Source organism: Mycobacterium ulcerans subsp. shinshuense (assembly GCF_002355775.1).
GTDB classification, from domain to species: domain Bacteria; phylum Actinomycetota; class Actinomycetes; order Mycobacteriales; family Mycobacteriaceae; genus Mycobacterium; species Mycobacterium marinum.
Map to the genome: position 1 here is coordinate 1,626,549 of NZ_AP017624.1, position 19,497 is coordinate 1,646,045.

Annotated in this window: 14 protein-coding genes and 4 pseudogenes; 10 read left to right on the top strand and 8 right to left on the bottom strand. The window is 65.6% G+C overall.

Going from position 1 to position 19,497, the window contains the following annotated elements; all coding sequences use genetic code 11:
• Positions 1 to 16: 16 nt before the first annotated feature.
• The 4 genes and pseudogenes from SHTP_RS07480 to SHTP_RS07495 form a co-directional block, all read right to left on the bottom strand.
• Positions 17 to 514 (bottom strand): annotated as a pseudogene (locus SHTP_RS07480) (PE/PPE C-terminal domain-containing protein); the annotation flags it as partial.
• Positions 515 to 534: 20 nt separating this feature from the next.
• Positions 535 to 1,375: pseudogene (locus SHTP_RS07485) on the bottom strand (ISAs1 family transposase).
• 141 nt (positions 1,376 to 1,516) lie between these two features.
• Positions 1,517 to 2,179, bottom strand: a pseudogene (locus SHTP_RS07490) (PPE family protein); the annotation flags it as partial.
• 539 nt (positions 2,180 to 2,718) lie between these two features.
• On the bottom strand, positions 2,719 to 3,867 hold the full coding sequence (locus tag SHTP_RS07495) for a PPE family protein (RefSeq protein ID WP_096370208.1): 1,149 nt from the start codon (positions 3,865 to 3,867) through the stop codon (positions 2,719 to 2,721).
• A gap of 937 nt (positions 3,868 to 4,804) precedes the next feature.
• Here SHTP_RS07495 and SHTP_RS07500 point away from each other — a divergent pair.
• Genes SHTP_RS07500 through SHTP_RS07510 form a run of 3 tightly spaced genes read left to right on the top strand, consistent with a single transcriptional unit; the run spans position 4,805 to position 8,042 of the window.
• The gene (locus SHTP_RS07500; protein ID WP_096370209.1) at positions 4,805 to 5,599 is read left to right on the top strand and encodes a universal stress protein; all 795 of its coding nucleotides are present in this window, start codon (positions 4,805 to 4,807) and stop codon (positions 5,597 to 5,599) included.
• A gap of 23 nt (positions 5,600 to 5,622) precedes the next feature.
• Positions 5,623 to 6,273: a hypoxia response regulator transcription factor DosR/DevR gene (gene dosR, locus SHTP_RS07505; RefSeq protein ID WP_011740390.1), complete on the top strand. Its 651-nt coding sequence runs from the start codon at positions 5,623 to 5,625 to the stop codon at positions 6,271 to 6,273.
• Between the two features lie 11 nt (positions 6,274 to 6,284).
• Positions 6,285 to 8,042, top strand: a complete 1,758-nt coding sequence (locus SHTP_RS07510; RefSeq protein ID WP_231991312.1) for a sensor histidine kinase — start codon at positions 6,285 to 6,287, stop codon at positions 8,040 to 8,042.
• On the opposite strand, the gene SHTP_RS07515 is transcribed toward SHTP_RS07510, so the two are convergent.
• Positions 8,022 to 9,020, bottom strand: a complete 999-nt coding sequence (locus SHTP_RS07515) for an Acg family FMN-binding oxidoreductase (RefSeq protein ID WP_096370210.1) — start codon at positions 9,018 to 9,020, stop codon at positions 8,022 to 8,024. The genes SHTP_RS07510 and SHTP_RS07515 overlap by 21 nt on opposite strands.
• 191 nt (positions 9,021 to 9,211) lie before the next feature.
• Between SHTP_RS07515 and SHTP_RS07520 the strand changes: the two genes are divergently transcribed.
• Together SHTP_RS07520 and SHTP_RS07525 are read left to right on the top strand one after the other, a co-directional pair.
• Positions 9,212 to 10,600: a WS/DGAT/MGAT family O-acyltransferase gene (locus tag SHTP_RS07520; RefSeq protein ID WP_015354971.1), complete on the top strand. Its 1,389-nt coding sequence runs from the start codon at positions 9,212 to 9,214 to the stop codon at positions 10,598 to 10,600.
• Positions 10,601 to 10,602: 2 nt separating this feature from the next.
• A complete protein-coding gene (locus SHTP_RS07525; RefSeq protein WP_015354972.1) occupies positions 10,603 to 11,019 on the top strand; it encodes a group III truncated hemoglobin in 417 nt (138 codons plus the stop codon).
• 83 nt (positions 11,020 to 11,102) lie between these two features.
• Here the strand turns inward: SHTP_RS07525 and SHTP_RS07530 are convergent, their stop codons facing one another.
• On the bottom strand, positions 11,103 to 11,531 hold the full coding sequence (locus tag SHTP_RS07530; RefSeq protein WP_096370211.1) for a pyridoxamine 5'-phosphate oxidase family protein: 429 nt from the start codon (positions 11,529 to 11,531) through the stop codon (positions 11,103 to 11,105).
• 4 nt (positions 11,532 to 11,535) lie between these two features.
• Complete coding sequence (locus tag SHTP_RS07535; protein WP_096372371.1) at positions 11,536 to 12,537, bottom strand: Acg family FMN-binding oxidoreductase; 1,002 nt, start codon at positions 12,535 to 12,537, stop codon at positions 11,536 to 11,538.
• Between the two features lie 151 nt (positions 12,538 to 12,688).
• On the opposite strand from SHTP_RS07535, the pseudogene SHTP_RS07540 reads away from it, so the two are divergent.
• The 3 genes and pseudogenes from SHTP_RS07540 (at position 12,689) to SHTP_RS07550 (ending at position 15,899) form a co-directional block, all read left to right on the top strand.
• Positions 12,689 to 14,064: pseudogene (locus SHTP_RS07540) on the top strand (HNH endonuclease signature motif containing protein).
• A 28-nt stretch (positions 14,065 to 14,092) separates the two neighbouring features.
• Positions 14,093 to 14,296: a hypothetical protein gene (locus tag SHTP_RS26900; RefSeq protein WP_012393364.1), complete on the top strand. Its 204-nt coding sequence runs from the start codon at positions 14,093 to 14,095 to the stop codon at positions 14,294 to 14,296.
• 10 nt (positions 14,297 to 14,306) lie between these two features.
• Positions 14,307 to 15,899, top strand: coding sequence for an FAD-binding oxidoreductase (locus SHTP_RS07550; RefSeq protein ID WP_096370212.1), 1,593 nt, complete (start codon positions 14,307 to 14,309; stop codon positions 15,897 to 15,899).
• Here SHTP_RS07550 and SHTP_RS07555 read toward each other — a convergent pair whose 3' ends face one another.
• Positions 15,900 to 17,270 carry an FAD-dependent oxidoreductase gene (locus SHTP_RS07555; protein WP_096370213.1) on the bottom strand — a complete coding sequence of 457 codons (1,371 nt, stop codon included), beginning with the start codon at positions 17,268 to 17,270 and terminating at the stop codon, positions 15,900 to 15,902.
• Positions 17,271 to 17,403: 133 nt separating this feature from the next.
• On the opposite strand from SHTP_RS07555, the gene prfB reads away from it, so the two are divergent.
• Together prfB and SHTP_RS07565 are read left to right on the top strand one after the other, a co-directional pair.
• Entirely contained in the window at positions 17,404 to 18,519 is a 1,116-nt protein-coding gene (gene prfB, locus SHTP_RS07560) for a peptide chain release factor 2 (protein WP_096370214.1), read from the top strand.
• Positions 18,509 to 19,495: a mechanosensitive ion channel family protein gene (locus SHTP_RS07565; protein ID WP_096370215.1), complete on the top strand. Its 987-nt coding sequence runs from the start codon at positions 18,509 to 18,511 to the stop codon at positions 19,493 to 19,495. The genes prfB and SHTP_RS07565 overlap by 11 nt, the downstream gene beginning before the upstream one ends.
• The last annotated feature ends 2 nt before the right edge of the window (positions 19,496 to 19,497 follow it).

Here is a 19,497-nt window from a genome sequence, read left to right on the forward strand (position 1 = left end):
GGCTTGGCACGCGATCTCACCCGGCCGCCGGGGGGTGTGCCATCGCGGTGAGCCGGACGCCGTAGCGGGGCAGCACGCCCGAGGCCCGTGTTGCGGGCGGCGCGACCATGCCCGGAAAGCCCGGTGAACCCGCGGCGGCAGCCTCCTCGGTCCCCGGGATCGTGGTCAGCCCGGACGGCGACAGCGCCGAGACCATCCGCGCCGACGGCGCGGACCAGCTGGGTGGAACCGACAATTGGCCGATCGAGCCCGACCGTCCGACGCTGGCGGCCACCGCACTGCCCAGCCCGCCGCCGGAGGCGGCGCTGGCGGGAGCGGTTGACGAAATCAGCGAGCCGAGCCCAAAATCGCTGGGCGTTACCTCGGCAGGATTTTCTGATGTGCCGATCAAGCCCAAGTTGTTCTCGGCGCCGATGACCCCGGCGCAGAACGACTCGATGTCCTGCGTGACGCCGACCGTCGCATAGGCGCTGAAGACGCCGTCGAGGATCGTGAAGTCATCGGGGAGGATGCTCAGGGCTCCGGCGTTGTTGATTAGCAGGCTTGTGAGCTGGGGAATTGTGGATTGAGGAGGTCTAGGCGGCGGTTGGCGGTCAAAGCGGTGATCCGGCAGGCTTCGGCGATGTTGTCGGCGCCGTTGAGGCGGTGCAGATTGATCGCGGTGTTGCGTAGCGTTGCTAGGACCTGTGCGCCGTTTCCGGTATGTGCCCTTTGACGGTCTTCGTCGAAGGTGACGTCGCGTATCCAGTGCAGGCTGTTCTCGATTCCCCAGTGTTGACGCATCCAGGTCATGATCGCGGTAGGGCGGGCGTGCTCGAACGGCAGGCTGCAGATGGCATAGACCACCTCCACGCTGCGCTGGTCGGTGGCGGTGATCAAGCGTTCACGAGTGATCCGGATGATTTGTTTTGCGTAGGGGAAGCCGATTCCTCGTGCAGCGGTGATGATTTGCAGGGTGCGGGTCTCGACACGGCCGTGGCCGCGGGAGTCGTCGGTAGCGGCTGCGGGCACCTCGGCCCAGGGCAGCGCGGTGATACGCGCAAGTATTTTGGCTTGGTTGGACTTGACGATCATCAGGTAGTGCGACTTCAAGGTGGCGCAGATCAACTTCGCGGTGACGACCTAGGTATGCATCGCATCCACGGTGACCAGCCACCGCAAGCTACCCGGCAGCAGCGTGAGCAGGGGTGGCCAGAACCGCGATCGCCAACAAAGCCATCAGCGAATACCTCCGACCGCGTGGGTCCCTCGGGTCTGGCACCGAGGCCAACACATCGAGAAACTCCGATCCGATGAGCTCGCTGCGCTCACCAGGACTCCAGCGGTCGAACACCTCTGGAACCGACGACACAGGCAATACTGAAACGGTAGGCACGGGCAACTCCAGACCAACGACGAACAGTAACCAACTCGATCGTTCTCCAGATAGCCCGTGCCTACACTCCGGCCCCAATAGCGCGGCACCAAAGATCATCAACCCAGCTCACAAGCCTGCTAATCAACAACGCCGGAGCCCTGGGAGGATGCTCGGTATCGCCTGTATTGCCCCCAGCGACTGAGTCAGCGACGAAACCAGTTGGGTAATCGGATCTGTGGCGGCGGCGGTGGCATTGGCTTGGGTGACCGCGGTGCTTTGCGCGGCAAGCCCAGCCGGGCTGGTTGCCTGGTTCGGAGAAGAGAACGGCGTCAGCATGCCCGCTGCCGCCGAGGTGGTGGCATAGCCGTACATCGCCGCGGCGTCCTGGGCCCACATCTCCGCATACTGCGCCTCGTTAGCCGCGATCGCCGAGGTGTTCTGTCCGAAGAAGTTCGTCGCGATCAGCACCAGCAACTGCGCGCGGTTGGCCGCGACCAGGGGTGGCGGCACGGTCATGGCGTATGCCTGCTCGAAGGCCAACGCTGCCGTCCTGGCCTGGATTGCGGCCTGCTGCGTCTGCTCGGCCGTCCGATACAGCCAGCCGACATAGGGGGCGGCGCTGGCCGCCATCGATTCCGATGCCGGGCCACGCCAACTCAAGTCGGTCAGACCCGTCAGGATCGACCCACATGTTTCGGCCGTGGTACCCAGCTCGGCTGCCAGCGCATCCCAGCTGGCCGCGGCCGCCAGCAGGGAGCCCGAACCAGGGCCGGTGTACATGCGGGCGGAGTTTACTTCCGGCGGTAATAGCGAGAAATCCATTGGTACACAGCTCCTTAGTTGATGTGAGTGTTGAACCCTTCGCGATCGGCGGCGGCGTCGTCGGCGGCCGTTGTGGTGGGCGGGGGTTACTCAAATATCTAGAATTTCCGCAATTGCGGTGGGGGATTGACGCAAAATGTGCGAATCACGTGAAATGCCACCCGCGGTGGGTTGGCGCGCCCGCGGCAGTTGGGCGTCGTGACGGGCTTAACCAGGCGCAATCAGGCGCCAGTCGCCGCCAGGGCGGGTGACGTCCGCCAATCGGCGGCGGGCCTCGTGCGCGTGGCATGCGGGCGACCTTCGGTTCAGGCTTGCCCTAAAAGTCGCAAAGGTGCGGGTGACGGCGCATACCGTTTGAGTAAATTCCTGGTAATAGTCCAGTGAATTCCGCGCCGCTGCCGGCGATAGCTAAAGTCCGGCGATCCAGCCAGCCGTTCAACAATCGCCGAAAGGCGGAATTGCTTTCTGCTACTGGCCGTCTCACCAGCCGGAGTGGCTCAGCGCAATCCGGCTATTCGGGTTCGAGTGCCCGCGGGGTGTCAGCCGGCCGCGGGCGGGCGCGCCATGACCGTGAGCCGGACTCCGTATCGGGGTATGACGCTGGTGGCTCGCTTTCCAGTTCCCACCGGCATACCCGGCATGCCCGGTGCGCCCTGCTCGGCCACTTCGGCGCCCGGGATCGTGGTCAATCCGCTGACCGACAACGCCGAGGCGGAGCCCGACGAAGGGGCGGCCCAAGACGGGGGCACCGACAACTGGCCGATGGAACCCGCCCGGCTCATGCTGACGGTCACCGCATTGGTCGCGCCCCCGACGGCGCTGCGCTCGGCGGAGGAGAACATCGCGCCGAGTCCGAGGGCACCAGGAGTCACCTCGGCGGGGTTCTCCGAAGCGGCGCCGAGCAGACCCAGATTGTTCTCGGCGCCGATGATTCCGGCGCACAACGATTCGACATCCTGGGTGACGCCGACCGTCGCGTACATCGCGAAGATGCCGTCGAGAATGCTGAAGTCGTCGGGCAGGATGTTTGGCCAGTTGCTCAATGACGGCAGCGCGTCGGGCACCAGCGAGGTCAACTGCGACCACACGGACTGGGCGCTGGCCGGGGCGTTGCCGGCGGCTTGGCTGACCGCGGCGCTTTGGGCGGCCAACCCGGCGGGGTTGGTGTCCTGCCCGGGAGCGGAGAACGGCACCAACGCGGTAGCCATGGCCGAGGTGGCGGCATAGTCATACATTGCTCCGGCGTCTTGGGCCCACATCTCGGCATACTCTGACTCGGTAGCCTCGATCGCTGCGGTGTTCTGCCCGAAGAAGTTTGAAGCGACCAGTGCTACCAGCAGGGCGCGATTTGCCGCAACAACGATCGGCGGAACCGTCATCGCGTAGGCCTGTTCGTAGGCCGCGGCCGCCGCGGCGGCCTGGTTGGCGGTTTCGCTGGCCAGCGCGCCGGTTATCTCCAGCCAGTCGATAAACGGACCGGTCGCGGCCAGCATTGCCGCAGAGGCGGGGCCCCACCAGTACATACCGCTGAGGGTTGAGATCACCGAGCGGTAGCCCTCGGCCGCCGATGCCAACTCGATCGCGACCATGTCCCAGCTTGCCGCGGCGGCCAGTAGCGACGCAGAACCGGGGCCGCTGTACATCCGCGCTGAGTTAACTTCGGGCGGCAACAAGAATGCGTAGTTCATTGCTCCACAGCCCCTTTGACTGGTTGTGGCCGTATGTGGCGGTATGTGTGCGTGGGTTGTACGTGCGTTGGACGTGGGTGGGCGTTCCGAGCCGACACTGGCTCTCGGGAGGGTCACAAGCGCTAAGCAACTGCCGGGGTGCGAAACGCTGAATTCGCGTCCGAGTGGGAGCTGGCTAGCGTCGCGCCGAGCTTACAACCGGCCGGCGGTCGCGCCAGTGCGCGACAATTTGCGGGACAGGCGCCGCTTGCACCTGAAATTGCACTGTGGGATAGCTGTATAGCGGCTATTAAAGGGCGCTATTGGGTATTCGCTGCGTTGGCCCTGAGTCGTTTGTTGACTTTTGGTCACGTTGAATCTAAACGATCATGCGACGTTTGCCGGCCGGCTTGTCTCCGGCGCATGGTTCCGGTTTGCCGTGCCGGCTAGCTGGGGCCCAGGGCTGTTTGCTGCCCGTTGCCGCGCGCTTGGCCGAGTCGGGCCGCATCGACGAACGGGGAGGCGGAAAGCCCAGCTCCACTGGGCCGGGCGGGCCCAGCGGATGTCGAACTCGCAGCGGGCACGCACAGCCCCCGGGCGTGCCCCGCCATCGCGGTTGGGTCGGTGTTGGGAACTGACCCATTGCCAACCTACCGGGCCGTGATGCATGCTTGTGTACCGGAAGTCACCAGGCGATGTTTATTGCCGCGTGATTGCACCGTCATTGCGTTCCGCCAGTTGGCGATGAACGTAATTCTCGGGTGTCTGTGGAGCGCTCGTGCGTGGATGAGACACGGGAACCCCCAATTCGTCTGTTGTCGCTTTAGTAGCTGTGTTCTCACTACGGCCGGATTCGTAGGGACCAATGGCACTGGAATCGGGACCAACGCCTCTGGGAACTCTGGCCCGCCGCCGATAACGTATTGACTAGCCGAGCGGCCCAGTAGAGGAGGCCACGATGAGCAACCAGGCAGCCCCGGCAATCGTCGTCGGTATCGATGGATCGCGGGCGTCCACCCATGCGGCTGTGTGGGCAGTCGATGAGGCGGTCAGCCGCGATATCCCCGTGCGCTTGGTGTACATCATCGATCCCGCGCAGGCTCCTGCCGGTGATCGAGATGGCCGGCAAAGCGCCGCGCGCGCGGCGCTGTTCGACGTTCAGCGCGCTGTCGAGGCAACCGGACAACCGGTCAAGATCGAAACCGAGATTCTGTGGGGACGGCCGCTTACCAAGCTGCTGGAGGAGTCTCGCACGGCGGTAATGGTCTGTGTCGGGTCGATCGGACTCAACCACGCACGCCGGGGCGAGGGCTCGGTGGCGGGAACTCTGGCCGGTTCGGCGTTGTGCCCGGTGGCCGTCATTCAGTCACCCGCGGGTGCTGCGGGGTCGCCCAAGGTCGGCGAAGTCGTCGCGGAAGTGGACAACGGCTCGGTGCTACGGCATGCATTCGAGGAGGCCAGGCTGCGCAATGTCCCATTACGGGCCATCTCCTCACGCGTTGCCACAGGTCACGGGAGTGAGGACGGAAACCGTTTGGCGACAGCGCAACTGACCCGGCGGCTGACCCGATGGACACGGCTATACCCCGATGTTCGGGTGGAGTCGGCGATCATCGCCGGACATGCCTGCCGCTACATGGCTGCCAATGCCAAGCCGGACGAACTGTACGTCACGGATTCGCACGCAGCCCAGGTGTGCAGCGTGTACGGCGCTGGATGCTCGGTCCTGACGGTCCGTAGCGGCAACCTGTAGGCAGCAGAGCGGGGAGTGGTCCGTTGGTAACGGTCTTCTTGGTCGATGATCATGAGGTGGTGCGGCGCGGCCTGATCGACCTGCTCGACGCCGATCCCCAACTTGACGTCGTCGGTGAGGCGGGTTCGGTGTCGGAGGCGATGGCCAGGATTCCCGCGGCCAATCCCGACGTCGCGGTGCTCGACGTCAGGTTGCCCGACGGAGACGGCATCGAACTGTGCCGTGACCTGTTGTCTCGCATGCCGAATCTGCGCTGTCTGATCCTCACGTCCTACACCTCCGATGAGGCGATGCTGGATGCCATCCTGGCGGGAGCCAGCGGATATGTTGTCAAGGACATCAAGGGGATGGAATTGGCTCGAGCCATCAAAGAGGTCGGTGCGGGGCGCTCGCTGTTGGACAACCGTGCCGCGGCCGCACTGATGTCCCGATTGCGCGGCGTTGTCGAGAGGCCGGACCCGCTGTCCGGCCTTACCGATCAGGAGCGGACGTTGCTGGGGTTGCTCAGCGAGGGGCTCACCAACAAGCAGATCGCCGACCGGATGTTCCTGGCCGAGAAGACGGTGAAGAACTACGTTTCGCGGCTGCTGGCCAAACTGGGGATGGAGCGCCGGACGCAGGCCGCGGTGTTCGCCGCGGAGTTGAAGCGCGCGCGCTCGGCAGGCCATCGATAGGCGGCGCGGCCATGACCGACGAACCACATCCGCAGGATGCAGGCCCATCCCTGGGCGTGCCCTCAGGTGACGGTCTACGTCCGTTGCGCCTCACGCTGTCTCAGCTGCGGCTGCGTGAGCTGCTGGTCGAGGTGCAGGAACGGGTCGAGCAGATCGTCGAGGGCCGCGACCGTCTCGACGGACTGGTGGAGGCCATGCTCGTGGTCACCTCGGGCCTGGAGTTGGACGCCACCTTGCGCACGATCGTGCACTCGGCCACCAATCTTGTCGACGCTCGATATTGCGCCCTGGAGGTGCACGATCGGGATAAGCGCGTGTTGCAGTTCGTCTATGAGGGCATCGACGAGGACACGGTTGCCTGTATCGGCCACCTGCCCGAGGGCCTGGGCATCATCGGTCTTCTCATCGATGAGCCCAAACCCCTACGGCTGGAAGATATTTCCCAGCACCCGGCCTCGATCGGCTTTCCGTCGCATCACCCGCCGATGCGGACCTTCCTCGGGGTTCCGGTTCGGGTGCGCGACGTGTCGCTGGGCACCCTGTACCTGACCGACAAGACCAACGGGCAACCGTTCAGCGACGACGACGAATTGCTGGTACAGGCACTGGCGGCGGCGGCCGGTATCGCAATCGCCAACGCGCGCCTCTACGAACAGGCCAAAGCGCGACAGGCGTGGATCGGGGCCACCCGTGACATCGCCACCGAACTGTTGTCCGGCACCGAACCGGCGAGTGTGTTTCGGCTCGTCGCCGAGGAGGCGCTCAAGCTCACGTCGGCCGACGCCGCGCTGGTGGCCATTCCCGTCGATGAGGATGTGCCCGCTTCCGAGGTGGCACAGCTACTGGTGATTGAAACGGTTGGCAATGCGGTGGCTGCGGCCGAGGGGTGCACCATCGCGGTAGCAGGTACCGCCCTGGCGGAGGTCTTGCTCGACAGCGCTCCACGGCAAGTCGACAAGATCGCTGTCGAGGATGTGGACGAACTGGGCGACATGGGTCCGGCGCTGGTCCTGCCGCTGCGCGCCACCGATGCCGTGGCAGGTGTCGTGGTGCTGCTGCATCCCAGCAGTCCGGAGTCGGTCACCGAAGAGCAGCTGGAGATGATGGCCGCCTTTGTCGACCAGGCCGCGCTGGCCCTGCAGCTCGCCACCTCGCAGCGGCGAATGCGCGAACTTGACGTGATGACCGAGCGTGATCGCATCGCACGCGACCTCCACGATCACGTGATCCAGCGGTTGTTCGCCATCGGTCTGGCGTTGCAGGGCAGTGTGCCGCGAACGCGTGAACCAAAAGTGCAGCAACGGCTTTCAGAAGTGATCGATGACCTGCAGGGGGTGATCCAGGAAATCAGAACGACCATCTTCGACCTGCATGGGTCATCGCAGGGCGTCACTCGGTTACGGCAGCGAATCGATGCCGCCGTCGCTGCGTTCGGCAGCTCGGGATTGCGCACCACCGTCCAATTCATCGGGCCGCTGTCGGTGGTTGACAACGTGCTCGCCGACCACGCCGAGGCGGTGGTCAGGGAAGCGGTCAGCAACGCGGTCCGGCACGCGCAGGCCACCACCTTGACCGTTCGGGTCAAGGTCGACGACGACTTGTGCATCGAGGTCAGTGACAACGGGCGCGGGATGCCCAAGACGTACACCAGTAGCGGGCTGACGAATCTGCGGCGGCGCGCCCAGGAGGCTGGCGGCCAGTTCACCATCGAAAGCCCGGCCGCCGGCGGCGGAACGTTGTTGCGCTGGTCAGCCCCGCTCATCCAATAGTTGTTCGGGCCATTCGACCACCCGGGAAAGGTTGCGACGCGGCGTCGCCGGCAGTGGATCGGCATTGATCGGTGCCCAACCGACTCGCAGCAGCATTTGCGGGTAGGCACTGCCGCCGAACACATCCTTGCGAATCGCTTGGCGGGTCTTGTGGACCTCCAGCGGTTCGGTGATGGGACAGGAGGCCAACCCCATCGCCGTCGCGGTCAACAGGACAGCGCTGGTCGCCTCGCCCGCGCGAAGTCTTGATGCCCGATCATCTTCCTCGGTGCCCAGCGCCAGGATCACGGTGCTGTCGGCGGCCGGTGAGACCCCCGACGGCTGGGCCAGCCCCGGCCCAGCGAAAAGGCGTCCGGGAATCGGGGCGTCCTGATCCGACGGGGGCGTATTGCGGGCCGGAACTCCGGCTACCGCGCCGTATCGTCCACTCCACGTGGTGAGTTCGCGCATGTACTCGTCATTGGTGGCGTGGTCCCAGACCGCCTGCGCCACAACTTCGCGCATCTGGTCCAGCGCTTCGACCTGGCGCAGCGCTACGTCGCAGCGGGCTACCCGGGCCGCCATCTGGGCGATGTCGCCGGCGGCCACTGGCCAGGAACTGTAGGCCCGCCGGTCCGTTCGCCGCCGCGGGATGGCCGCCGCAAGCGCGATGTCGCCCTGATCCGGTGGCTTCGCCTGCAGCTCGAGGCTCGCCAGATGACGGGAGTTGTCCGGGTCGGGAATGCGGGTCACCGTGGCTTGCCAGCCCATCGACGCCAGGGCGACGACGCAGTGATGCAGTGCGACGCCGCAGCTGATGATCAGGTCGCGGCCGTCCGGGTCGGTGCTGTGCAGCTGCATATCCGGTTCGGAGAAGAGCTCCAAACTTCTCGAGGTGACCTGCCAGCGCCACGGCTGCGTGTTGTGAATGGACGGTGCGCGGGTGGCCAGCGTGAGGACCGTTCGCAGGGTGCCCACGTCTGGAAATTGGGCGTTCATCGCTGCCTTTCCGGTCAGACAAGCCGTCCCATCGCTGTCATACGTCAAGGATCGGTGTGCGACCTCTGATCGTGGCAGAGGATGAAGCCACCGGCAACGAGGGACCTTTGGCCCTGCTCCGGGCCGTGGCCGCACCGGAATAGTGGTACTGCGGGTTGCAGATAAACCGCGGGAGGTTGGGAAGAGCGCTCATGAACCATCTGACGACGCTCGATAGCGGGTTCCTCAAGGCCGAAGATGTGGACCCGCGGGTGAGTCTGGCGATCGGTGGCCTGGCCGTCATCGAGGGGCCGGTACCCGAGCAGCATGACCTGGTGTCGGTGTTCTCCGAGCGGATCCGCGCCTGTCCGCGGTTTGCCCAACGACTGCGTCGGTACCCGTTCGACCTCGGCGCACCACAGTGGGTGGATGACCCCGACTTCGACATCGCCCGGCACGTGCGGCGCGTGGCGCTGCCCCACCCCGGCGATGATGATGCGCTGTACCGGCTGGTTGCCGACGTGATGGCGCGGCGCCTGGACCGCGATCGGCCGCTGTGGGAACTCTGGGTTATCGAGGGCCTCGCCGGAGAGCGGTGGGCGATGCTGACAAAGGTGCACCACTGCATGGCCGACGGGATCGCGGCAACCCACATACTTACCGGGCTATGCGACCGCGATGGTGGCGGCGCGGCTGACGGTTCGGCCCGCTGCCGCGCCGCGCAGCGGCCGAAAACGGCCGCCGCCCGCCCCCGCAGCGGGCTGAGTGGGCTGTGGAATGCGCCCGCCGCGATCGCTTCAGGGGTGGTCCGCCTGGCCCAAGGGTCGGGCGAACTTGTCACCGGCCTGCTGACCCCGGCGGCGTCGGCGCTGACCGGGCCGCTCAGCGACCTGCGCCGGTTCAGCGGGGCTCGGGTGCCGATGGCCGACCTCGAACTGGTTTGTGAGACATTCGACGTCACCATCAACGACGTTGCGCTGGCTGCCATTACCGAGAGTTACCGCAACGTGCTGCTGGCGCGGGGCCAGCAGCCGCAGCAGGGTTCGTTGCGAACACTGGTGCCGGTTTCGGTGCGGGCCGACAACGCCTTCGACAAGACCGACAATCGGGTCTCGGCGATGTTGCCGAACTTGCCCGTGGACGAGGAGGATCCGGTTCAGCGGTTGCGCAAGGTGCATGCCCGGTTGGGGCAAACCAAGGCCAGCGGCCAGCCCCAAGCCGGAAACCTGTTCCTATCTCTGGCTGATCGCATCCCGTTTGCACTGACCGCCTGGACCGTTGGCGTCTTGATGCGGCTACCGCAACGCGGAGTCGCAACGGTGGCGACGAATGTGCCCGGGCCACGCCAACCACTGCAGATCATGGGTCGGCCAGTGGCCGCGGTATTCCCGGTGCCGCCGCTGGCGATGCACCTGCGCACCGGCGTCGCGATGCTCAGCTACTCCGACGACCTGTACTTCGGCATTCTCACCGACTACAACGCGGTTGCAGATGTGGATCAGCTGGCGCGGGGGATCGAAGCCGCGGTGGCCCGGCTGGTGGCGATCAGCAAGCGGCGCAAGGCCCGTCGCGCTCGCGGACCGTTGTCACTGGTGGTGTGAGGATGGGCGATTCTGCTAGCGACCTGGCAAACCGCACCGATGTCGCGGCACTGTTGCGCCGGTTCTACGGTCGAGCCTTGGACGACGAGGTGTTGGCGGAGCCGTTTACCGAACTGCGGTCGAGCGGACTGGACTCGCACCTTCCGGTCATGTGCGACTTCTGGGAGACGGTGTTGTTCCGTGCCGGTCGTTATCGTGGTAGCGCGCTGACGGCCCACCGGGATCTACACCGCCAGACCCCGCTGCGCGCCCGCCATTTCGTCCGGTGGCTGACCATTTGGAATGACACCGTCGATGCGATGTATCGCGGGCCGGTGGCCGAGCATGCGAAAGTTCAGGCCGCCAGGATCGCCTGGGCGATGCATCGCCGGCTCAACGGAGTGGATGCCCTCGAACTCGACGCACTCGTCGGCCGCTGAGGTCACGCCCCCCCCGAGCGTCACGCCAGAGTGACGCTCCATGCCGAACGCCACGCTGGCGTGACGCTCGGCGCAGAAGGGGGTCAGGCGAAGGTGTCGTTGCGGTCTGGCTCCGGGTCGAACTTGAAGTGCCGTCCGGTGATTCCGGTCGGGATCACCCGCACGTAGTGCAACTTCAAGGTCGGGATCCACGGTGACAGTTTGGCGCGCTCTGCTTTTTGCACCTCCGCGTCGGTTCTCAGTACCTGAGCGCGACCCTTGACGATCACACTCCAGCCTTCGGTGTCGCTGTGATCGTCAGCTTCAAAGGCGACCGGGCTACTCGTCACGGCGAGAAACAGTTTGGTGCCCTCGGCGGTGCGGAACAGCACGGTGCGATCCTGCACCACGTAGTTGACCGGGAAGATCTCCGGCTCGCCGGCGATGCTGGTGACCAACCGGCCCAGCGCCGCGCTGCTCAGCAGCTTCCAGCTTTGATCGTCAGACAGAAACGTGACTGGTCGGTCGGGCATCGTTTCAACCTTTCTCGGGCTTCTGGCGAACTTCAAAAATACTGTCTAGTCCTCGCCGCGGCGTCGGAGCGGGAATTTCTTCGATCAGCGGAGTGATCCCAGCGCGGATCAAGACTTGCGGCTGGCCGCGTCGGCCGATCAGGTCGGCGACGATGTCGCGGCTTTCGTTCGACTCGATCAGATGCGTCAAGGTGCACGTTGCCATTCCGGCGATGGTGCATTCGAGCAGAACGCTGGACAACACCTCACCGCACCGCAATACGTCGGCCCGAGTGTCGCCGGGGGTGGATAGAACAAGGATTTTCGACCAGTCCGAGGTGATTTCGGGCCGGCGGTCCTGGTGACTGCGAACCGGAAAATCGCGGCTCAGGTCTACCCGCTGGCGCTCGGTATCGGAAGCGAGCGCCAGCGGTGGCACGCCATCGGCCAGCACGAACGGTGAAGTCCACCAATCCAGTTCGGCATGATAGGACAAGTCATCGCGCCGTAGCGCCGCGCTGAGGTGCGACGCTTGCACCAGTTGTGGCCGTTGCTCGGCGGTGAGCGCGTCGAGCATCGGGATGTCGTTGTCGATGGTGTTCCTTAACACCCCTTCAAACAGGTCCCAGTAGCGGGGACGGTCAAACGCAAGTCGATCGGTGCGCCGTTGCAGGATCGACTCGGCCCGTTTGAGTTCGGTCTCGGTGACTTCCTCGATGGGGCGGAAGTCGACCGTGGCCAGATGGTTGGGGTCATCGGGGGTGGGGAAGCGGGTGATGCTGGGTTGCCAGCCCGCCGCCGTCATGGCTACGCCCAGATGGTCGAGCACCGCCCCGCAGCTGATGAGGGTTTCCCGGCCGGAATGGTCTGTGGCGGGAACGGTTCGGCCGCGATCGGCGAACAGGTGAACAGCCACGACCTCGGAACCGGAATCGCGGTCGCGGTCGGCCACCCACCGCCACGGTTGGCTGTTGTGTACCGATGGCGCCCGGCAGGCCAGCAGCACTGCGGTTTTGAGCACCTCCATGTCCACACCCTCGAGGCTACGGACGGCCTGGAGCGGCTGGCTAGGGTCATTCGTCATTCAGCGCAAATACCTTGTGCCACTGTGCGTTCAGGGTGGAGTTGCTGCTCGCTCGGGCTCTGATTCTGTCGGTGGCCGCTCGTATTATTCGAACATGAGTGCGATTAACCGGGAAGAGGTTGTTGCGGCTTTCGACGCGCTCGATGCGGTGATGACGCGGCTGCAGGACTTGTGTTTTGACGGGTTGACGACGCCGGAGCGGTTGGCGTTGTTGCAGCGTTGTGAGGTGGTTGCGCGGCGTCGGTTGCCCAGCATCGAGCATCCGCTGATCAATCAGCTGGGGGAGCAGGCCGGTGAGCAAGAGTTGGGTGGGAAACTGGCGGCGGTGTTGGCCGGTCGGTTACGGGTCAGTCGCGGGGAAGCCAGTCGGCGGCTGGGGGAGGCCGCTGATCTGGGTCCGCGCCGGGCGTTGACGGGCGAACAGCTGGCGCCGTTATTGAGTGCGACCGCCTCCGCGGTGCGTCAGGGGCGTATCGGTGCGGGTCATGTGCGGGTGATCCGGGAGTTCTGTGGCCAGGTGCCCGCCGAGGTGGACCTAGAGACCCGCGAGCGCGCCGAAGCGCATCTGGCGCGGTTGGCGGGGCAGTTCCGCCCCGATCAGTTGGCCAAATTGGCGCAGCGGTTGATGGATTGTGTGAATCCCGATGGTCGCTATAGCGATGAGGATCGGGCGCGGCGACGCGGCTTGACGCTGGGGCGGCAGGGACGCGACGGGATGTCGCGGATCAGCGGCTGGCTGACCCCGGAAGCGCGGGCGGGGTTGGATGCGGTGCTGGCCAAGCTGGCGGCCCCGGGGATGTGCAACCCCGATGACGAGAGTCCGGTGGTGCAAGCCCCGGCCGGTGCGGACGCCGTGAGTCGTGATCGGCGTTCGGTTGGGCAGCGTCACCATGATGGGCTCAACGCTGCGGTGCGGGCGTTGTTGGCCTCAGGAGACTTGGGCCAGCACAACGGGTTACCTGCCTCCATCATCGTGACGACCACCCACGGTGAGCTGCAAAAGGCCTGCGGTCAGGGGCTGACCGGGGGCGGCACCGTGTTGCCGATATCGGATGTGATCCGGTTGGCCCGTCACGCGCATCACTATCTGGCTGTGTTTGATCGGGGCAAGGCGGTGGGGCTGTATCACGCCAAACGGCTGACCACTGCGGGGCACGCCTGGTGTTGTATGCCAAAGACCGTGGTTGCACCCGTCCGGGCTGTGATGTGCCGGGCTATCAATGCGAGGTGCATCATGTCGCCGCGTGGGCCACCAGCGGGCGCACCGACATCGATCAACTCACTCTGGCCTGCGGGCCTGACCACAAACTGCTCGAGCAGGGCTGGCGCACCCGCAAGAACGCCCACGGTGATACCGAATGGCTGCCACCGCCGCACCTCGACCATGGACAGCCAAGAACCAACACCTACCACCACCCCGAAAAACTGCTCCGCGACAGCGCAGCCGACGAAGGCGAAGAGGGGGGTTGATCGCGCCGTTGTCTGGCATGCTGAACCCATGGCAGGCAAGGAAATCGATCGGGTCCGCGCGACGAGCGCGCTGGCGGTGATCAAGCAGCACCCCGCAATGGTGCTGTTCGTGTTGTCGCCGGCGCTGGCACTGTTGGCTGTCATCTGGTGGCTGGCTGGTGCCGGTTGGGCAATCGCCGCGGCCCTGGTGGTGCTGGTCGTCGGTGTTGCCGTCGTGGTCCGCAAACGCTGATCGCGCCACGATGCGGTCATGGTGGGGTTGGGGCAACGTCGAGGATGCTCTGACCGAGGCGGAGACGCACGCGTTGTTATCGCGCGTATCGGCGTTGCTTCCCGGCCATGACCTTTCCGATCATCAGCCGCCGGACCCGGCCGCGCTCGCGCTGCCCGCGGCCCGGGTCAGCCCGCCGGAATCGCTGGCGGGGATCTGCTCGTCCGATCCGATAGATCGTGCGGGTCATGCGCGCGGCAAGGCTTTTCGCGACGTCACCCGCAACCTGCTGGGCCACCTCGACCATGTGCCCGACCTGATCGCGCGGCCGCGCAGCGAACAGGACGTTGTCGATGTGCTGGATTGGTGTACCCGAGAACAGATTCCGGCGATCCCATACGGTGGTGGCAGCTCGGTGGTCGGCGGTGTCGAGCCGCGCTTCGACCAGCCGGCGGTCACGGTGGACATTGGTGCACTGGGTGCGGTGCTCGAGATCGACAGGGTGAGTCGGGCGGCACGGATCCAGGCGGGCGCGCTGGGGCCCTCGATCGAAGATCAGCTCCGCCCGCACGGTCTCACGTTGCGCCATTTCCCGCAGTCCTTCGGATTCTCCAGCCTGGGCGGCTGGCTTGCCACTCGCGCGGGCGGGCACTTCGCGACGCTCTACACCCACATCGACGACTTGACCGAATCCATGCGGGTGGTCAGTCCGGCGGGAGTTGGCGAGTCGCGGCGGCTGCCGGGCTCGGGTGCGGGGCCCTCTCCGGACCGGATGTTCCTCGGTTCCGAGGGCACCCTGGGCATCATCACCGAGGCGTGGATGCGGTTGCAGGACCGCCCGCGATGGCAGCTCACCGCATCGGTCGAGTTCGACGATTGGGCGGGGGCGGTCACCGCGACCCGCGCCATCGCGCAAGCGGGCCTCTATCCGACGAACTGCCGGCTGCTGGATCCGGCCGAGGCGTTCCTCAACACCGGTACCGCGGTCAGCGGCGGCCTGCTGGTGCTGGCTTTTGAATCGGCCGATCATCCGATCGACCCGTGGCTGGACCGGGCGGTGGAGATAGCCGCCGGCTACGGCGGCACCGTGACCGCACGGCGTGGACGCGAGACCCGCCAAGCCGCCGCGGCGCAGAGTGGCTCTGACGTCTCTCAGGCATGGCGTTCGGCGTTCCTGCGGATGCCCTACCAGCGCGACGCTCTGGCCCGGCGCAGTGTGATCGCCGAAACCTTCGAAACCGCATGCACCTGGGACGGATTCGACGCCCTGCACGCCGCCGTCACCGACGCGGCCCGCGCGGCGATCGAGCGGGTCTGTGGCGTCGGGTTGGTGACCTGCCGCTTCACCCACGTCTATCCGGATGGTCCGGCCCCCTATTACGGCGTCTACGCGGCGGGGCGCTGGGGATCCCTGGATGCGCAATGGGACGAGATCAAGGCAGCCGTTTTGGAAGCGATCAGCACGACCGGCGGCACCATCACCCACCACCACGCCGTCGGCCGCGATCACCGGCCCTGGTATGACCGGCAGCGCCCCGATCCCTTTATGGCGGCGTTGCGCGCGGCCAAGACCGCACTGGACCCGGCCGGGATTCTCAACCCCGGGGTGCTTCTCGACCGTTGATCAGGCGTGCCCGATGCGCAGCATCTCGGTCACGTTCGGCAGTTTCACGCGCGGACGTCCGAGGGCCTCGCCGGCGGCTCGTTCGAAGTGGTCAATGGATTTCCAGTGCTCGGCGGTGATCAGCTCCGGCTGGCGTGAACTCAGCCAGTCGGCAAGGTCGGCGGTGTGGCTGCTGGGGAACGTGTTGAGCTCGGCGGCCGTCAGGTCGGCCATCAAGGTGTCGACGGTGTCCTGGGAATCTTTCTTGTTGGTCCCGATCACCCCGGTCGGTCCGCGCTTGATCCAGCCCACGACGTACTCGTTGCTGCTGCCTTGCACCCGGCCGGCGGTGTTGGGGATGATCCCGCGTTTCTGGTCAAACGGCAGCCCGGGGGTGGGCACCCCGCGGTAGCCAACCGATCGCACGACCAGCTGAACCGGCAGTTCCTCTCGCTCTCCGGTGTCCTTGGTTGACACCCACCCGTCCTCATCGGTAACGAGTTCGTTGTGGCCGAGCACGATCTGCTCCACCCGGTCGGTGCCTTTGATTTCGACCGGCGAAGTCATGAACTTGAACACGATTCGGCGGTGACCTGGACGTGGTGCGCGCTCGGTGTAGCCGCGCAACACCTTGATGTTCTGCTTGATCCCCTTGCCGGCCGCCTCCGCATCCGCGTCGCTGATGCCCTCCAGCTGGGTCGGGTCAACCACCACGTCGACCCCTTCGAGCTCACCGAGCTCGCGCAACTCCAGAGTCGTGAATGCGGCCTGCAGCGGCCCGCGCCGACCGATGATCACCACTTCCTCGACCCCGCGCGGGCGCAGTGAGTCCAGTGCGTGGTCGGCGATGTCGGTGAGGGCCAACACTTCGGGATCGGTGACCAGGATCCTGGCTACGTCGATCGCGACGTTGCCGTTGCCGATGACGACGGCGCGACGGCCCGACAGATCCGGTGTCGAGTGTTCGAAGTTCGGATGCGCGTTGTACCAGCCGACGAAATCGACGGCGGCCACGCTGCCGGGCAGGTTCTCCCCGGGGATGTTGAGCGGCTTGTCGGATTGGGCCCCGATGGCGTAGATGACGGCGTCATAGCGTTCGGTCAGCTCGGCGGTGGTGACGTGTTCGCCCACCACCACGTTGCCGAAGAATCGGACGCGAGGGTCTTCGGCGGTCTTCTCGAACTGTTTGCTGATCGACTTGATCTTGGGGTGGTCGGGGGCGACGCCGGAACGCACCAGTCCCCACGGGGTCGGCAGCATCTCGAGTATGTCGACGGCCACCTCGATCTCGTCGGAGGAGTCGGCTGCCTTCAGCAGCGACGCTGCGGCGAAGAACCCCGACGGCCCGGAACCGGCGACGGCGACGTGGTACGGACGTTGGTTTTGCGGCATGGTTCTGCCCTCTGTTCGTGCCCGGCTGCGCGCAGGGGGTACATGGGCTGACAGCGTCGCAGTCGCGCGGTGCACATGATCGTCTCCTGATGCTAGACGCTGATGCCAGCGACTACCGGTAGCCTTGTCGGCTGTGGAACCCGACCGTCAAGCCGAGATCGCTGCCCTTGACTCCGTTCTGACCACGGTGGAGCGGGTGCTCGACGTCGAAGGTCTGCGCAGTCGCATCGAGAAGCTCGAGCACGAGGCGTCCGACCCGAAGCTCTGGGACGACCAAACCCGAGCCCAGCGTGTGACCAGTGAGTTGTCTCACGCCCAGGGGGAGTTGCGGCGGGTCGAGGAGCTGCGAAGGCGTCTCGAGGACCTGCCGGTGCTCTACGAGCTCGCCGCCGAGGAAGAGGGCGCCGCGGCCGGAGAAGCGCTGGCCGAGGCGGACGCCGAGTTCAAGGCGTTGCGTGCCGACATCGAGGCCACCGAGGTGCGCACCCTGCTTTCCGGCGAGTACGACGAGCGTGAGGCGCTGGTCACCATTCGCTCCGGTGCAGGGGGAGTCGACGCCGCGGACTGGGCCGAAATGTTGATGCGGATGTATGTCCGGTGGGCCGAGCAGCACAAGTACCCCGTTGAGGTGTTCGACACCTCCTACGCCGAGGAAGCCGGGATCAAAAGCGCCACGTTCGCCGTGCATGCGCCGTTTGCCTACGGCACGCTGTCGGTCGAGCAGGGCACCCACCGGCTGGTGCGGATCAGCCCGTTCGACAATCAGAGCCGCAGACAGACGTCGTTCGCCGAGGTCGAAGTGCTGCCGGTGGTGGAGACCACCGATCACATCGACATCCCCGAAGGCGATGTGCGGGTCGATGTCTACCGGTCCAGTGGCCCGGGCGGGCAGTCGGTGAACACCACCGACTCGGCGGTTCGACTGACCCACATCCCGACCGGCATCGTGGTCACCTGCCAGAACGAGAAGTCGCAGCTGCAGAACAAGGTGGCGGCGATGCGGGTTCTTCAGGCAAAGTTGTTGGAGCGCAAGCGTATAGAAGAACGCGCTGAGCTCGACGCATTGAAAGGCGACGGCGGTAGCTCGTGGGGCAACCAAATGCGCTCCTACGTGCTGCACCCCTACCAGATGGTCAAGGATCTGCGAACCGAGTACGAGGTTGGTAATCCGGCGACCGTGCTAGACGGAGACATTGACGGATTCCTGGAAGCAGGGATCCGGTGGCGCAACCGGAAAGATGACGACTAACACCACAGCTTTTGCCCTGGCAACATTCTCGCCGGCCCAGTATTGGCACGACTTCTGGCGCGGGCAGATCGGCGAATGGATCATCACCCGCGGTCTGCGCATCGTCATGGTGCTGATCGCGGCGGTACTGGCCGCGCGCTTCGTGACCTGGGTTGCCAAGCGAGTGACTCAGCGCCTCGACCTGGGGTTCACCGAAAGCGACGCGCTCGTGCGATCGGAGGTCTCCAAGCACCGCCAGGCGGTGGCGTCGGTGATCTCCTGGGTCTCGATCGTCCTGATTTACGTCATCGTCCTGTACGAGATCGTCGACATTCTGCCGTTTCCGGTCGGGTCGTTGGTAGGGCCGGCCGCGGTGCTGGGTGCGGCGCTGGGCTTCGGCGCCCAGCGCCTGGTGCAGGACCTGCTCGCGGGGTTCTTCATCATCGTCGAGAAGCAATACGGGTTCGGCGACCTGGTGGAGCTCAGCATGGTCGGGTCACCGGAGAATGCGGCCGGCACGGTGGAGGAGGTCACGCTGCGTGTGACCAAGCTGCGATCCAGCGACGGTGAGGTGTACACCCTTCCCAACGGCAACATCGTCAAGTCGATCAACCTGTCCAAGGACTGGGCGCGCGCGGTCATCGACATCCCGGTCCCGACCGGCGCCGACCTCAACCGCGTCAACGAGGTCTTGCACCGGGAATGCCAACATGCGCGCGAAGACGCCATCCTCGGCGACCTGTTGCTGGATGAGCCCACGGAAATGGGCGTGGAGAAACTCGAAATGGACACCGTCACGCTGCGGCTGGTGGCGCGCACGCTGCCCGGAAAGCAGTTCGCGGCGGGCCGGCAGTTGCGGGTGTTGGTGATCCGCGCGCTCACCGGCGCCGGGATCATCACCCCGGCCGACGCCCAGGCCGCGGTGGGGGTCATGGCTCACCCGGCCACCGTTAGTGGGGCAGCGGACGCACCTGCGGGAGCGGAGCAGCAGCGGTAGCG

Bases quoted from the DNA above. Each gene is read 5' to 3' on its own strand.
- SHTP_RS07565 (WP_096370215.1), top strand. From the start codon at position 18,509: ATGACGACTAACACCACAGCTTTTGCCCTGGCAACATTCTCGCCGGCC.
- SHTP_RS26900 (WP_012393364.1), top strand. From the start codon at position 14,093: ATGGCAGGCAAGGAAATCGATCGGGTCCGCGCGACGAGCGCGCTGGCG.
- SHTP_RS07535 (WP_096372371.1), bottom strand. From the start codon at position 12,537: ATGGAGGTGCTCAAAACCGCAGTGCTGCTGGCCTGCCGGGCGCCATCG.
- SHTP_RS07520 (WP_015354971.1), top strand. From the start codon at position 9,212: ATGAACCATCTGACGACGCTCGATAGCGGGTTCCTCAAGGCCGAAGAT.
- SHTP_RS07495 (WP_096370208.1), bottom strand. From the start codon at position 3,867: ATGAACTACGCATTCTTGTTGCCGCCCGAAGTTAACTCAGCGCGGATG.
- SHTP_RS07550 (WP_096370212.1), top strand. From the start codon at position 14,307: ATGCGGTCATGGTGGGGTTGGGGCAACGTCGAGGATGCTCTGACCGAG.
- SHTP_RS07500 (WP_096370209.1), top strand. From the start codon at position 4,805: ATGAGCAACCAGGCAGCCCCGGCAATCGTCGTCGGTATCGATGGATCG.
- SHTP_RS07530 (WP_096370211.1), bottom strand. From the start codon at position 11,531: ATGCCCGACCGACCAGTCACGTTTCTGTCTGACGATCAAAGCTGGAAG.
- SHTP_RS07510 (WP_231991312.1), top strand. From the start codon at position 6,285: ATGACCGACGAACCACATCCGCAGGATGCAGGCCCATCCCTGGGCGTG.
- SHTP_RS07525 (WP_015354972.1), top strand. From the start codon at position 10,603: ATGGGCGATTCTGCTAGCGACCTGGCAAACCGCACCGATGTCGCGGCA.
- SHTP_RS07515 (WP_096370210.1), bottom strand. From the start codon at position 9,020: ATGAACGCCCAATTTCCAGACGTGGGCACCCTGCGAACGGTCCTCACG.
- SHTP_RS07555 (WP_096370213.1), bottom strand. From the start codon at position 17,270: ATGCCGCAAAACCAACGTCCGTACCACGTCGCCGTCGCCGGTTCCGGG.